At 47.3% G+C, this 14,245-nt stretch carries 13 protein-coding genes and 2 tRNA genes; 10 read left to right on the forward strand and 5 right to left on the reverse strand.

The window, feature by feature from the left end; genetic code table 11:
• The first annotated feature begins 216 nt into the window (after positions 1-216).
• Positions 217-387: a 50S ribosomal protein L32 gene (rpmF, locus tag BK816_RS03100; protein ID WP_071163871.1), complete on the forward strand. Its 171-nt coding sequence runs from the start codon at positions 217-219 to the stop codon at positions 385-387.
• A gap of 134 nt (positions 388-521) precedes the next feature.
• On the opposite strand, the gene BK816_RS03105 is transcribed toward rpmF, so the two are convergent.
• Positions 522-2,615, reverse strand: coding sequence for an acyltransferase family protein (locus BK816_RS03105; protein ID WP_083379031.1), 2,094 nt, complete (start codon positions 2,613-2,615; stop codon positions 522-524).
• 54 nt (positions 2,616-2,669) lie between these two features.
• Positions 2,670-2,746: transfer RNA gene (locus tag BK816_RS03110), tRNA-Pro, on the reverse strand.
• Positions 2,747-2,944: 198 nt separating this feature from the next.
• On the opposite strand from BK816_RS03110, the gene BK816_RS03115 reads away from it, so the two are divergent.
• Positions 2,945-3,015 (forward strand) — tRNA-Gly (locus BK816_RS03115).
• Positions 3,016-3,318: 303 nt separating this feature from the next.
• On the opposite strand, the gene BK816_RS03120 is transcribed toward BK816_RS03115, so the two are convergent.
• Genes BK816_RS03120 through BK816_RS03130 form a run of 3 tightly spaced genes read right to left on the reverse strand, consistent with a single transcriptional unit; the run spans position 3,319 to position 5,458 of the window.
• Positions 3,319-4,245, reverse strand: a complete 927-nt coding sequence (locus BK816_RS03120; RefSeq protein WP_071163873.1) for an arginase family protein — start codon at positions 4,243-4,245, stop codon at positions 3,319-3,321.
• A gap of 9 nt (positions 4,246-4,254) precedes the next feature.
• A complete protein-coding gene (locus BK816_RS03125) occupies positions 4,255-5,154 on the reverse strand; it encodes a Dyp-type peroxidase (RefSeq protein ID WP_071163874.1) in 900 nt (299 codons plus the stop codon).
• A gap of 7 nt (positions 5,155-5,161) precedes the next feature.
• A complete protein-coding gene (locus BK816_RS03130; protein ID WP_071163875.1) occupies positions 5,162-5,458 on the reverse strand; it encodes a hypothetical protein in 297 nt (98 codons plus the stop codon).
• Positions 5,459-5,624: 166 nt separating this feature from the next.
• On the opposite strand from BK816_RS03130, the gene tig reads away from it, so the two are divergent.
• From tig to BK816_RS03170, 8 genes are all read left to right on the forward strand, one after another.
• Complete coding sequence (gene tig / locus BK816_RS03135) at positions 5,625-7,223, forward strand: trigger factor (protein ID WP_071163876.1); 1,599 nt, start codon at positions 5,625-5,627, stop codon at positions 7,221-7,223.
• A 179-nt stretch (positions 7,224-7,402) separates the two neighbouring features.
• Positions 7,403-7,999, forward strand: coding sequence for an ATP-dependent Clp protease proteolytic subunit (locus BK816_RS03140; RefSeq protein WP_071164906.1), 597 nt, complete (start codon positions 7,403-7,405; stop codon positions 7,997-7,999).
• Positions 8,000-8,023: 24 nt separating this feature from the next.
• Positions 8,024-8,671, forward strand: coding sequence for an ATP-dependent Clp protease proteolytic subunit (locus BK816_RS03145; RefSeq protein ID WP_156981980.1), 648 nt, complete (start codon positions 8,024-8,026; stop codon positions 8,669-8,671).
• 101 nt (positions 8,672-8,772) lie between these two features.
• A complete protein-coding gene (xylA, locus tag BK816_RS03150) occupies positions 8,773-9,942 on the forward strand; it encodes a xylose isomerase (protein WP_418214808.1) in 1,170 nt (389 codons plus the stop codon).
• 16 nt (positions 9,943-9,958) lie between these two features.
• Entirely contained in the window at positions 9,959-11,398 is a 1,440-nt protein-coding gene (xylB, locus tag BK816_RS03155) for a xylulokinase (protein WP_071163878.1), read from the forward strand.
• Between the two features lie 55 nt (positions 11,399-11,453).
• Positions 11,454-12,629: an aminotransferase class I/II-fold pyridoxal phosphate-dependent enzyme gene (locus tag BK816_RS03160; protein ID WP_071163879.1), complete on the forward strand. Its 1,176-nt coding sequence runs from the start codon at positions 11,454-11,456 to the stop codon at positions 12,627-12,629.
• 54 nt (positions 12,630-12,683) lie between these two features.
• A complete protein-coding gene (clpX, locus tag BK816_RS03165; RefSeq protein ID WP_071163880.1) occupies positions 12,684-13,946 on the forward strand; it encodes an ATP-dependent Clp protease ATP-binding subunit ClpX in 1,263 nt (420 codons plus the stop codon).
• Position 13,947: 1 nt separating this feature from the next.
• A complete protein-coding gene (locus BK816_RS03170) occupies positions 13,948-14,232 on the forward strand; it encodes a chorismate mutase (RefSeq protein ID WP_071163881.1) in 285 nt (94 codons plus the stop codon).
• Positions 14,233-14,245: the final 13 nt, after the last annotated feature.

The following is a 14,245-nucleotide window of genomic DNA, read 5'->3' on the forward strand; positions in this document are numbered from 1 at the left end:
TTTGGGGAGCCGATAAAATGACCGATGCTTATGCGAATAAGGTGAAAACGTATTTATGGCAACTCGTTTTTAGCTATGGTAGAATATTCAAGTTGCCTAGCGATTGATGTCACAGGTAAAAATTGGGCTTTTGGCTGGATTTTTTCCTCATAAAGTGGCACAGTATTCGTTGGTAACTTTTTAACTATCGATTCAAAGGAAGGAGCGGCAGGGCTCATGGCAGTACCAAAGCGTAAAATGTCCCGCAGCAACACCCGCTCTCGCCGGTCCCAGTGGAAGGCCCAGCTAACTGAGCTGGTTAATGTCCGCGTTGATGGCCGCGAGGTTGCGATTCCGCGTCGCCTAACAAAGGCATACAAGACCGGTTTGGTTGAGGTCGAAGACTGAAATTTGGACTTCGAAAAAGAGGCTCGCTCATGCGGGCCTCTTTTTGTATCTATTTTTATGTTGAAGTTTGATGTTTAAAGGCCCACTTTTGTTCGAAACAAGAGTGGGCCTTACCAACGAAGAACAGTTAGTTGTTAGTTTTTCGGGAAGATATCTGGTGCGATCTGCTCCAAACGTTCTTGGGCAATCTTTCCCATTGATTCAGCGTAATGGATAGTTAGATGCTGTTCGTCGAAGTAAACGAATGAGTTACCAATGATGCCAGGGCAAATCTTGCCTGGGCATTGTAGGTCACTTAAATCGAGCGACTTAAAGTTTGGCAATTCAGCTAGTTTTCCAAGCGGAATCTGGTCTGCGTATATCTTCGATCTTTCAACGAAACATCCACCGATAGGTACTGGATGATCTTTGTTTTGAGGATCCCATGAGTTCGAACAATCATACATGTTGTATGGGAATCTAGGAGTGTCCCTAAAACCGATAAGCTTGATGCCGTGGTCTGTAAGATCCTTGGCATAAGGGTAGAAAGAGTCGCGAGCAACTTCTACCTCACCGCTGCGGGTAGCTGTACTCTTCGTGATTACTGCTTCAGGTTTGATACGAAGAATAAACTGATGAACTTCTTTTTGCCATACTTGGCAATATTCTTCCTCGGTCCCTTTAACCGGTTCATATTTACATCCACCCTTGTACGCAAGAATCACGTTCTTGTTGTGGTTCTTTAGTGCTTGGATGACTGCAGGAGCAAACTGTTGCGTGTGGGAGCTACCCACCAGCATTACCGTTGGTCGACTAGGGTCGAATGGAAGCATGAAGCATTGATCTTGAATACCAGAATAGGTTGGACCGAAACCGGCACACTTATCAGGTAGGCTGAACCACTTCTTTCCCTCGGCGACTTGCAGGGGAGTTGGAATTGGCGGTTCTGAAATTTCACCTGCGACTATGCCGTCGTAAATTGCTTGGGCGCCTGGGTGGTTCTTAAGACCTTCAGACTGTGCGTTTAGATCAGATAGCTTGCGCTCGGTCACCTGGTTTAAACCAAAGACTCCAAGTAGACCGGTAGCAAGAGAAACTACTACAACGATGACTTTATTTCGGAGATTAGCATTAGCCCAAGACCAGTATCGAAGCGGTGTATCGAGTGTATTTGTAGTCAAAAGAGCCAGTGCAACTGAGATAACAAGGATGGTGATCCCTTCGGTGAGAGATAGGTGTTCCTTGTTGGTTGTACCAAGATAGATTGCCATGATTGGCCAGTGAATCAGATATAGCGCATAGGAGATATCCCCAAGGGCTACTAAAGGCCGGATAGAGAGAAAACGTTTGACGGAGTATTTCGTAATCGTACGATTACCACTTCTTGAAGGAATCTCAGAGGTGCCTGCTAGGATCGAAGCAGTTGCCAACATAGGAAATAGTGCTGCATGTCCAGGGTAACGACCGATTGACACTAGGCTGAAAAGAATGAGGGTGCCAAGACCGAGCCAAGTGGCTACAACTCGCAAGATAGGGGAGAGCTTTAATCGAGGAGTTAGGATAGCAATTAGCGATCCGAGGGCGAATTCCCAAAGTCTAGAACGCGTGTCAAAGTAAATGTTAGCTGGCTGCGGGTAGCGGTTTATCATCATCCATGTAAAGGATAGGGCGAAGATTCCGCCCATCGTGATAGCCGCAACTAATCGATGGTTTAACTGCTTTCGTTGGCAAAAACGACCTAAAAGTATCAGAATCAGAGGCCACAAAATGAAGACTTGACCCTGCATAGACATCGACCACAAATGCAAAAGTGGGCTAATGCGCGAAGAATCAACGGCATAGTAATCCACGGACTGCCATGCAAGTAGCCAGTTTTGAAAATAAAGAATTGAGGCAAAAGCTTCTTTAATGATCTGAGGCCAACGAATTGGTGGCAAGAAGGCGATCGAAAAAGCAACTGTCAAAATAACAGTGACGACTAGCGGGGGGAGTAAGCGTTTAAAGAGTTGTGCCCAACGGTTGAGGATGCTTTGACGTTTCCCCTTTTCATTTCTTTTGACAATTGAGTTTGTCAAAAGATATGCCGAAATCATAATGAAGGCATCAACCCCGATGGGAGAGCCAATATGCCATGCGTGGTACAAGAGCACTTGGATCATGCAGATGGCGCGAAGCCCTTGGATCTCAAGTCGGTAGAGAGGTTTTGAATGAGGAGATGTGCTAACTACATCAGCTCGGGGTATTGACATGTTGTCACCAACCTAAAATTGAAGGCTACATGGTGCCCCGAGGGGCCAAATAAATGGTCGGGCTGACAGGATTTGAACCTGCGACATCCTGCTCCCAAAGCAGGCGCGCTACCAAGCTGCGCTACAGCCCGAAACTCAAGACTTGCCTGAGCCGAGATATAACTATACGTGACTTTTTGGGTGGGCGCATCTTGAAAACAGAAATGTGTGGTAGGTTACTAGATTTATGGGGGTGAACCGCGAAATTTAGCCGTTTTTATTTTAGAGTTGCCCCAAGAGCGGACTCTGGTTTAATATTTAACCTGTTGTTTTCCTCCATAGAGGAAAGCGCGGGCGTAGCTTAATGGTAAAGCCTCTGCCTTCCAAGCAGATTACGCGGGTTCGATTCCCGTCGCCCGCTCGAGCTAAAGGGTTCAGTTTCCTTCAAGGAAACTGAGCCCTTTTTTATAGTTAGTAGTTCATATGTATGCGGTACGAAAAACAAAGGCTCGTCGTTAAAGGTAAACAACTTTCCCGTTTAAGAAAATGCTTTTGGAGTGAGCTGTGAAGTTTTGAATGCTCACATCTTTTCGGATCGAGGACGTGTGGGTTTTCAGAGGGGTATTTGTGCGTTTATATAGCCTTCTGGGGGTGCACAGTAGTAGCTATGCACCCCCAGAAGGTAATTGAAAACTTAAGTGTTGGCTGGCTTAAACTACAACAGCTAATCGAGGATCGTGTCTAAGACCGCCAACGCTGCCTTTAATCCGGTGTTGTTATTGTCGTCAAGGCCTGGGTCGAACTCTACAAAATCACCAGATTTTAATGGCAAAGCTTCCTTTAATCGAGTTACAAACTCTAAGGCCTGGGGGAGTGGCACCCCATCAGGAACATCGGTAAAGACGGAAGGAGCAAAGCTAGGATCCACACCGTCTAAGTCAAAACTTAAGTGAAGTCTAGTTGCTTTGCTCTTTTCGAACTCTGTGACGATTTGTTCCACAACTACTTTTGGCCACTCATCTCCCAGTTGTTTTAGCGCAGACATAGGGTGGTTTGGAATGCTGTGCTGTTCAACTACATTTTGTTCGAAATCGTCCACGGAACGAATCCCTACATAATGCAGAGCTGAGGGGTCGAGATATTGTTCTTTTTGGTAAAAGCTTGGAAAAATATCCTGATCGTAGCCAATCGCTACAGCTAAAGGAATACCATGAACATTACCCGAGAGCGTACCCTTTGCAGTGTTGATATCGGTGTGCGCGTCAAACCATACAACGAAAGGCTTTTCGTTGTTTTCTTGACAGTAGTTAAGCAATCCTGAGAGCGTTCCAATGGCTAGTGCATGGTCGCCACCAATTGTGAAAGGTAAATGTCCTTTCTGCAATGAGCTGTAAACTTCTTGTTCGAGAGCCTTATCGACCTCCATGATAGGGGCCAAATACTTTAAATGATCGTGCGAGGCATAAATTTCAGACTCGGTTACAGGTGGGGTATTAACCTCGTGGCAAGTTAACGAGAACCCTTTATTTTCGAGTTTCTCAAGCAGGCCACTCTCGACGAGGCGTGGGAAACTTCCGGAATCTCCTAGTCTGCCTGTGCCTAGGCGCATTTGAGTAGAGATTAAATCTAAATTCGAGTTAATGAAGCTCATGCTAAAATCTCAGTCTTCCTCTTCTTCGGGAAGATGGTCGAGCAGAATATTTTGAGGGGGAAGGTAATAGTATGCTCCGGTGTCTGCATGTGAGAAGAATGTCAATGCGTCACGGACGCCATCTTTACCTGCCATGCGGTCGAGCATTACTTGCATAGTTTCCCGTTTGGCCGCGATTCCAACAAACATCGTGCCGTGAGTTGCGACATCGCCGAATGCAGTATTGCGACGCAAAATATCGCCTAGGTCTTCTTGGTCGTTTCGCGCTACGTGAGAAGAAACCGGACGATCTTCAAGCTCAACGTCGGTGTCTTTGGTGCGACCGATTACAGCTTCCTGTTCCTCGGTGGACAAAGCTAGCCATTTATCGCCCTCGTGTGGCCATTTCTGTAGTAACAAGACAGAGCCGCCGGTGGTTTCGTCTTGGATTACCTCGGGGATCTCCAAGGGTGAAGGGTTTTCGGTGCCATCAACAAAACCGGTTAGATCGCGATTGTGCTGATATACCCAGCCGCTGTCAGCGTTTTCTAACTTGAAGTATTGCGAGATAGCCTGCGTAAGGTCTGCGCCGGCATTAAACACAGCGTCCATGGCACCGCCATGAATCCATAGAACTAGGTCATGTTGAGTTGCTGGCATAGAAAAACCATCGAGTCCAACTACTGGACGGTTAAAACCCTCAAGTTTTTGAATCGCAGGGTAGTCACTACTGGCCCAAAACTCGGGGCGGAAACCGATGACTGTCATTACAGCGGTTCCGGTCTGCATTGAGGCAGCTACTGCGTCAAGGGCCAAGTCAATAGCTTCTTCTTGGTTTTCTAGTCCCTGTTCAGTAAGGTCAAATTCCAAGTAAGAATGAGAAGTAGTACCAAATGCGGAAATGCCCGCCTGGGAAGTGAAAGTAGACATGTGAACCTCAATCCATGTATTTCTTGTTGTATTTCTCGGCCATTTTTTGATCGATGACTTTGCGTCGATCCTCACCAACGCGCCAAGCAATATAGGTAAAAATAATCAAAAAAACGAACGCTAAAACAATCGAAATGAAATAAACACTTAGGGTGAAAAGTGAGATTTCTTGTCCTGGCGGTTGATCTTTCAGGGAATGATAGATTCCCACGTTAACGAAAAAAGAAATCATCGCTAAAGTTAGGAAAATCCAACCTTTGAGTGGCATATCAGAGAATAAGCCAGACCATTTTGAATTACTCATACCTATTTCCTTTTACTTAGAAGTCTAGAATACACCAACACATAAATTTCGCTGTGGGGGTTTCCACCCGCCCTCGGTCAGGAAAGTGGAGTCTAAATGCTTTAGGATTATTTCGTATTATTAGGCGCATTGCCTATACCGACTATTGTAAATTGGAGTAATCCCTGTGAAAAGCACAGTTGAAGAGCTTGATCCAACTAAGGTCAAGATGACCGTTGTTGTCCCTGCCGAAGAACTCGACCAGCCGATGAAGGCTGCTTACAAAGAGGTTGCCTCGCAGGTCAACGTCCCAGGCTTCCGTAAGGGTAAAGTGCCCCCACGTATCATCGACCAGCGTATCGGTCGTATTCATGTAATCGAAACTGCGATTAACAACTCGCTTGGCGGCTTCTACCAGGAAGCTCTCGAAAGCAATGAAATTATGCCGCTTGCACAGCCTGAGATTTCAGTTGATGGTATCCCAGCCCCAACCGGCAAATTTGAAGGCGAACTAAAATTTACTGCCGAGGTTTTCCGCGTACCAGTATTTGAACTTCCAGAGCTAGACGGTGTGGAACTTGTTGTTGATCAAGTTGAAGCTACCGACGAAGACCTTGATCGTGAACTAGATCAGCTTCGTGCTCGTTTCGGCACCTTGAAGAACGTTGAGCGTGCTGTTAAGAATGGTGACTTCGTTTCGATTGACCTTGTTGCTAAGGTTAACGATGAAAAGATCGATGAAATGGCTGGCGTCTCCTATGAAGTTGGCTCTGGCACCATGATCGACGGCATTGACGATGCTCTTATCGGCCTACAGGTTGACGAAGATTCCACCTTTAGTGCGACACTTGCCGGTGGCGACCATGCCGGTGAAGAAGGTGAAATCAACGTTACCGTTCGCTCCGTTAAGGAACGTGAGCTACCGAAGGTTGACGAAGACTTCGTGCAGCTAGCTTCCGAATTCGACACTGTCGAAGAACTCAAGGAAGACCTAAAGAACCAGATTCTTGAACAGAAGCGCGCCGAACAGGCTGTTGCTGCTCGCGAAAAGCTAGTCGAGAAGCTCAACGAACTCGTTGAGCTACCTTTGCCTGCTGAATTGGTAGAAAAGGAAGCTAAGGCTCGCGTGGGTGAAGATGCTGACAAGAAGGCTCTTGCTGAAGCTAAGGAAAACATTGAAAAGTCCTTGCGCAACGATATCCTGCTTGATCGCGTCGTGACCGAAACCAAGCCAGTTGTTAGCCAGGAAGAACTCGTTGACTTCCTCGTTCAGGCTTCCCGTGCTTACGGTCTAGATCCAATGCAGCTAATGAGCGATCGTAACCAGATCCAGATGATGAACCTTGAACTTGCTCGCACCAAGGCTGTTGCTTTGATGTTGGCCAAGGTTACCGTCAAGGACTCTGAGGGTAACCCAGTTGATATGAGCGAATTCTTGGAGGAAGCTAAAGCTGGTCAGGAAGCGGCTGACGAAGAGAAGAAGCCTGCTGCTAAGAAGGCTCCTGCTAAGAAGACCACCGCCGCCAAGAAGCCAGCAGCTAAGAAGACTGCGGCTAAGAAGGATGCGGAAGCTGACGAAGAGAAGAAGCCTGCTGCTAAGAAGGCTCCTGCTAAGAAGACCACCGCCGCCAAGAAGCCAGCAGCTAAGAAGACTGCGGCTAAGAAGGATGCGGAAACTGGCGAAGAGAAGAAGCCTGCTGCTAAGAAGGCTCCTGCTAAGAAGACCACCGCCGCCAAGAAGCCAGCAGCTAAGAAGACTGCTGCCAAGGCTACGGAAGAAAAGTGAATCTTAGCTACTAAATAGCTAATTTTTCGAGGGCGTCCAGCTAGTCTGGGCGCCCTCGATCACATCTGCGCCAGTAGCGAAAAACCGCGAAATTCCTAGCAAAACTAGCGAATTTACATTATTTTGTTGACATTGAGTCTAATAGCTTGGAGGCTAAACTAGTGGAGCACAACATCACCATGGGAGCGGATACCGCAGCCCAACTTGGCATGAGCCAGCATGTATTCTCACAGTTGATGAAGGAACGCATTATCTGGTTGACAGATGCTGTTCGCGACGAGAACGCAAATCTTATTTGTGCGCAATTGATGCTCTTGGCTGCCGAAGATCCGGACCGTGACATCTATTTATACATTAATAGCCCAGGTGGCTCCGTCACCGCGGGCATGGCTATCTATGACACTATGCAGTTTATCAAGCCCGATGTGGCGACTGTAGCTATTGGTATGGCTGCCTCGATGGGACAGCATCTCCTAACTTCAGGTGCCCCAGGAAAACGATATGCTACTCCTAACACGCGGATTTTGATGCACCAACCATCGGGTGGTGCAGGCGGTACCGCTGCTGATATTCGCATTAATGCTGACCTGATCATGCAGATGAAACGTCATTTAGCAGAGATTACTGCGGAACGTACCGGCAAGACCGTTGAACAAATTTTGGCGGATTCTGATCGTGATCGTTGGTTCACTGCTCAAGAAGCCCTTGAATATGGCTTTATTGATCATGTGGTTGACCATGCTGCAGCCGTTTCTGGTGGCGGCGGAGTTTCCTGAGCTAGCGATAGAAAGAAGAAATAAATGCTAAACCGTATGCCTCAAATGTATTCGCAGCCTGGGATTGAAGCCCGTTATGTTTTGCCTCAGTTTGAAGAACGAACTGCTTATGGCATCAAACGCCAAGACCCATATGCCAAACTCTTTGAAGATCGTATCGTCTTCCTCGGCGTGCAAGTAGATGACGCATCTGCTGACGATATTATGGCGCAGTTATTGGTTTTGGAATCTCAGGATCCTGATGCCATGATCACCATGTATATCAACTCCCCAGGGGGATCGTTTACTGCTCTAACTGCTATCTATGACACGATGATGTACATTCGTCCAGAAATTCAAACTGTTTGCTTGGGTCAAGCTGCTTCAGCTGCCGCAGTTTTGCTTGCCGCTGGTGCTCCAGGAAAACGTTTGGCTCTGCCCAATGCGCGCGTCTTGATTCACCAGCCAGCCATGGAGGGTATGCAGGGCCAAGCAACCGATATTGAAATTCTGGCAAACGAGATGGATCGGATGCGCGACTGGTTAGAAAACACCTTGGCCTCGCATTCAGGTCGTCCGGTTGAACAGGTCCGAAAGGACATCGATCGCGATAAGATTTTGACTGCGCAACAGGCCCTTGAGTACGGCTTGATTGACCAAGTTTTGCAATCTCGTAAAGTTACTCAGAACTAGGTAAAAACATGTGTTTTTGTAGGGGTGTCTGCCAAGTGGCAGACACCCCTACAACTGTGTTAGCGTAGTCTCACAATACACACTGTGGTGAGGAGAAAATTATGCGTAAACCGCAACCATCCGATAAGTTTTCATTTGGCCTATGGACAGTAGGTTGGACTGCAGGTGATCCTTTTGGTGAGCCTACTCGACCTGCGCTCGATCCTTGGCAGTATGCGGAAAAGTTGGCTGAGCTCGGTGCCTGGGGCTTTACTTTCCATGATAATGATGTTTGGCCTTTTGATGCCTCCGACGCTGAACGCGATGCCCGAGTTGGAAAATTAGCTGAAGCCGCTAAAGCTCATGGTCTAACCATTGAAATGGTTACCACCAATACCTTCTCCCATCCAATTTTTAAAGATGGTGGTTTGACCAATAACGATCGTCAGATTCGTCGTTTTGGTCTAAAGAAGATTTTGCGTAACGTTGACTTAGCAGCAGAGCTAGGTGCTACTACTTTCGTGATGTGGGGCGGTCGTGAAGGTTCGGAATATGATTCTTCCAAGGACCTCAATGCTGCTTTTGATCGCTACAAGGAAGGCCTCGATACCGTAGCAGGTTACATTAAGGAAAAGGGCTACGACCTTAGAATCGGCCTTGAGCCAAAGCCAAACGAACCACGTGGCGATATCTTCCTACCTACTGTTGGACATGCCCTTGCCCTTATTGCTGAACTAGATAATGGTGATGTGGTCGGTCTAAACCCAGAGACCGGACATGAACAGATGGCAGGTTTGAACTACACCCATGCCCTTGCTCAAGCTCTAAACGCTGGAAAGCTATTCCACATTGATCTTAATGGGCAGTCTGGCATTAAATACGATCAGGACAAAGTCTTTGGTCATGGTGATCTGCTTTCCGCATTCTTCACTGTAGATCTATTGGTCAATGGGTTCCCCAATGGGGGTCCACGCTACGAGGGCCCAATCCATTTCGATTACAAGCCTGCTCGTACTGATGGCCTTGATAGTGTTTGGGAGACTGCAGCAGCGAACATGGAAATGTTCCTAATGCTCAGCGAGAAGGCTAAGGCTTTCCGTGAGGATCCAAAGACACAAGAACTAATGAAGCAATCAGGGGTCTTCGAATTGAATGAACCGACTCTCGCTGCTGGTGAATCAGTTTCTGATTTCATGGCTGCGCAGGAAGACTATGATGTTGATTCTCTAGCTGCTCGTGACTACCACTTCGTTGAGTTGCACCAGCAGGCATTGCGTCATCTAATCGGCTGATTTAAAAGGAAGTCCAATGGCAAAGCGTGTGGTAGGAGTCGATTCTTCAACCCAATCCTGTAAGGTTCTAGTAGTTGACGCCGAAAATGGAACAATTATCCGTAGCGCCAACGCTACCCATCCTAAGGGAACAGAAGTTGACCCCGCCGAGTGGCTTAAGGCTTTAGAAAAAAGTCTTGAGGCAGTGGGGGGAATTGATGACTGCCACGCGCTAGCTATTGGAGGCCAGCAGCATGGAATGGTTTGCCTAGATTATTCGGGTCAGGTAATCCGTCCAGCTCTGCTATGGAACGATACTCGGTCGGCCCAAGCCGCAAACGACCTTGTCAACGAACTAGGAGCAGGGGATGACCAAGCTGGTGCGGATGCTTTTGTCCAAGCTACTGGTTCCATCCCAGTGCCTTCATTTACGATAACTAAGTTACGCTGGCTAGCTGATAATGAACCAGAAAATGCTAAAAAGATTGCAGCAATCTGCCTGCCGCATGACTGGTTAACTTGGCAGTTACAGGGTGCAAAGTCCCTAGCAGATTTGGTTACTGACCGTTCCGATGCCTCGGGAACTGGTTACTTTGACTCGGCAACCAATGAGTATCGTTATGATCTTCTTGCTCTGGCTCTTAGAATCTCCGAGGACGAAGCTAAAAAGATTCAGTTGCCGAAGGTGTTAGGACCTAACGACGAGGCGGGCAAAGTTTGTGATAAGTACACGCGCGCAGAAATCGTATTGGGCCCGGGGTGTGGTGATAATGCTGCAGCAGCACTTGGATTGGGCTTAGAGCCGCTGCAGGCAAGTATCTCATTAGGCACATCAGGAGTGATTTGTGCAGTTTTCGAGGAACCTTTGAATCGCCACGAAGGGCTGATGGCTGGATTTGCTGATGCCACTGGAAACTGGCTAGCACTTACTTGTACCCTCAACTGTGCCCAAATCCTCGACTATACAAGAGAACTGCTACAAGTCGATTATCAGGAATTCGACCGCTTAGTATCTCAAGCCGAGCTAGGCGCTAATGGTCTTGGATTAACTCCCTTTTATGCCGGTGAACGAACTCCGAATCTGCCAAGCGCGACAGCGAGTTGGTGGGGACTTAATACTGAAAATCGGAAGCCGGAAAACTATGCTCGGGCAGCACTCGAGAGTCTCGGATATTTGCTGCGCTACAGCCTTGAGGTAATGGCGAAAACTGGTAATCAAATTTCCTCGGCACTGCTAATCGGAGGTAGTGCTAAGTCAAAAGCATTACAAGAGATATTCCCGAACCTTTTGAACTGTCATTTGGATTTGCCCACTCCTGGAGAATACGTCGCTTTAGGAGCGGCAAAACAAGCAGCCTGGGTATTGACCAGTGAACTGCCTACCTGGAAGCTGGAAGTGGCATCGTTAAATGCCCCAGCGAATGACGATATTTATCAAGAAAGCTATGGCCATTGGGTCAAGCAAGCAATCGGCTGAAGTCTAAAGTGAGAATAAGCTGAGGCAACCTTTAGCATCGAACCACTCAGAAACAATGCAAACATATACGTCTTTTAGCGATCCCTATGGGCACTGGTCGGCGAAGTGGGATACCCTACCCGAGGCAGTCCGAGCAAAAACTATCGCATTAAATATCGCTGATCTTGAGTTCATTACACCGCCCTCGGTTAGAGCGGCAGTGATTGGAGCCGCCGAACACGGCAGATACGGGTATACCGAAATCTTTGATGATTTTCTGCAGGCGGCAGTCTCGTGGCAAACGAAGTGCCATGAATGGACCCCCATGGTTAGCCAAGCCGTATTTTTTCCAAGGATCATTCTGGCCGTAGGCACGATCGTTGCAAAACTACTGCCAACCCAACCCAAGCTAGTTACTTTAACCCCAGCTTATGATCCGATTCTCGAGGTTTTTCGTGAGAATGGTGCCAAAATTGAGTTTGTGCCGTTGGCCAATCAAGGCGACCGCTACGAAATCGATATGGGTCAATTGGCTATCACACTAGCTGATGCTGATGTTTTTCTGTTAACTAATCCGCATAATCCTACTGGCAAAGTTTTTTCCTCTAATGAACTTGCTGAACTCGGTAAGCTCATTGATAGTCATCCGAACTTAATGGTCTTAAGTGATGATATCCACGCGGATTTTGTTTGGGATGAGCATAGGTACGAACCTTTAGCTCGCTATGCTCCTGCTAGTTGGGAGAGTGGTCGTCTTATTCAGTTCACTTCTCCTGGAAAAACGTTTGCGATGGCTGGAGCAGAGGCTGCCGTAGCATTTACTGGATCTGATGAGTTAAAAATTCGTTTGGAACATGCCAAGCGCCAGATGGGGATTCACAACCCAAACTACTTCGCCGTTCCTGCAGCTATCGCGGCTTGGGGGGAGGAAAGTGATTGGCTAACTCAAATTAAAGCGGCAGTTAGAAATAACCTTGACTATTCCCAAGAACGCCTAAATCAGATTCCAGGCTTTAAGGTATTACCTACAGAAGGAACCTTTTTGCAATGGGTTGATGGCACCGAAGCCGGTTTTAACATTGAGAAACAACAACAGGTCATGGAGCTTACCAATGTCCTATTCTCGATGGGTTTTGGATTCGGTAACTTTGCGAATTTCTTCCGTTTGAATGCGGCGATTGAACCAAAGATTTATCGTGAGGCTATTGAACGACTTTTGATTGAAATTCCGCGTGTAATATCTGCTAAATAGTCTGATCAGCAGTAAAGTTATAGTTTGAAGTAGCCAAGTTTGCCAGGAGGCGCTATGACCACCCGATTTACTGATTCCGCTGATCTATTGAAGTGTTCCTTCTGCGGAAAAAGTCAAAAGCAGGTGCGGAAGCTCATTGGTGGACCTGGGGTTTATATCTGCAATGAATGCGTTGAGCTTTGTAATGAAATCATCGAAGAAGAGAAACGTCAGCTGCAAACTGGCTCTAATTTAACGCATCTGCCAAAGCCTCAGCAGATTTTTGACTTTCTTGACAGCTATGTAGTGGGACAGAACAAGGCAAAACGTGCCCTATCTATTGCGGTCTACAACCACTATAAGCGGGTGAATGCACGTGAGAATGGGGCTACCGAGGACGTTGAACTAACCAAGTCTAATATCCTTATGTTGGGCCCAACTGGGGTTGGTAAAACTCATTTAGCTCGCTCTTTAGCCAAGCTTTTGCAGGTACCTTTTGTCATCGTTGATGCCACTGCCTTAACCGAGGCTGGATATGTGGGCGAAGACGTCGAGAACATCTTGCTCAAGTTGATTTCTGCAGCTGGGGGAGATATCGCGAAGGCGGAAAAAGGCATTATTTATATCGATGAAATCGATAAGATCGCTAGAAAAGCTGAAAATGCTTCGATTACTCGTGACGTCTCGGGGGAGGGTGTGCAGCAAGCCCTACTTAAGATTATCGAGGGGACTGTAGCTTCGGTACCACCGCAGCCAGGTCGAAAGCATCCTCATCAAGAGTTCCTTGAGTTTGATACCTCAGGGGTATTGTTTATTGCCTCAGGCGCTTTTGCTGGTTTGGACGAAATCGTGAAAGCGCGTCTGGGTAAGCGGGCTACCGGGTTTGGATCAGATTTGAAGAGCGATGCAGAGCATGGTGACCTCTATGCCCAGGTGACAACCGAGGATCTTCACAAGTATGGCATGATCCCAGAATTTATTGGTCGTTTGCCTGTGATGACAACGGTTTCACAGTTGACTGAAGAAGACCTCTGTCATGTGCTTACCGAGCCGAAAAACGCCCTCGTTTCGCAATACCAGAGCTTATTTAAACTCGATGATGTGGATTTGGTCTTTACCGATGAGGCTGTGATGGCTATCGCCAGGGAGGCGGCTAGACGGAAAACTGGGGCACGTGCTTTGAGCTCGATCTTAGAGAATATTCTTGCCGATGCAATGTTTGAGGTACCTTCCTTGCCGTTAGTTAAAACGGTGACGATTACAAAAGAAGTGGTCGAGGACGGTGCCCGCCCAGTATTTGATAATACGGTAAACCAGCGCGATCAAAAGAGTGCCTAATATGAGTCAAGAATTACCACAAGAACTGCTCTCTGCTCGTCAAACAATTGACAATCTAGATGCGGCGTTAGTGCATCTTTTAGCGGAGCGTTTTCGTTGCACCAAAAATGTCGGACAGATTAAGGCGCAGTATGATTTACCTCCTTCTGATCCTAGCCGGGAAGAAGTCCAGATTAAACGCTTGCGTAAACTAGCACAAGAGTCTGGACTGGATCCCGAGTTTGCAGAAAAGTTCCTGACTTTGATTATCTCTGAGGTCATCAGGCATCACGAATCTTTACGATAGTTTCAAAGGAGAA

This window comes from Boudabousia tangfeifanii (assembly GCF_001856685.1).
In the GTDB taxonomy this organism is placed as follows: domain Bacteria; phylum Actinomycetota; class Actinomycetes; order Actinomycetales; family Actinomycetaceae; genus Boudabousia; species Boudabousia tangfeifanii.

Bases quoted from the DNA above. Each gene is read 5' to 3' on its own strand.
- BK816_RS03140 (WP_071164906.1), top strand. From the start codon at position 7,403: ATGGGAGCGGATACCGCAGCCCAACTTGGCATGAGCCAGCATGTATTC.
- BK816_RS03130 (WP_071163875.1), bottom strand. From the start codon at position 5,458: ATGAGTAATTCAAAATGGTCTGGCTTATTCTCTGATATGCCACTCAAA.
- xylB (WP_071163878.1), top strand. From the start codon at position 9,959: ATGGCAAAGCGTGTGGTAGGAGTCGATTCTTCAACCCAATCCTGTAAG.
- BK816_RS03120 (WP_071163873.1), bottom strand. From the start codon at position 4,245: ATGAGCTTCATTAACTCGAATTTAGATTTAATCTCTACTCAAATGCGC.
- BK816_RS03160 (WP_071163879.1), top strand. From the start codon at position 11,454: ATGCAAACATATACGTCTTTTAGCGATCCCTATGGGCACTGGTCGGCG.
- xylA (WP_418214808.1), top strand. From the start codon at position 8,773: ATGCGTAAACCGCAACCATCCGATAAGTTTTCATTTGGCCTATGGACA.
- BK816_RS03125 (WP_071163874.1), bottom strand. From the start codon at position 5,154: ATGTCTACTTTCACTTCCCAGGCGGGCATTTCCGCATTTGGTACTACT.
- rpmF (WP_071163871.1), top strand. From the start codon at position 217: ATGGCAGTACCAAAGCGTAAAATGTCCCGCAGCAACACCCGCTCTCGC.
- BK816_RS03170 (WP_071163881.1), top strand. From the start codon at position 13,948: ATGAGTCAAGAATTACCACAAGAACTGCTCTCTGCTCGTCAAACAATT.
- BK816_RS03105 (WP_083379031.1), bottom strand. From the start codon at position 2,615: ATGTCAATACCCCGAGCTGATGTAGTTAGCACATCTCCTCATTCAAAA.
- BK816_RS03145 (WP_156981980.1), top strand. From the start codon at position 8,024: ATGCTAAACCGTATGCCTCAAATGTATTCGCAGCCTGGGATTGAAGCC.
- clpX (WP_071163880.1), top strand. From the start codon at position 12,684: ATGACCACCCGATTTACTGATTCCGCTGATCTATTGAAGTGTTCCTTC.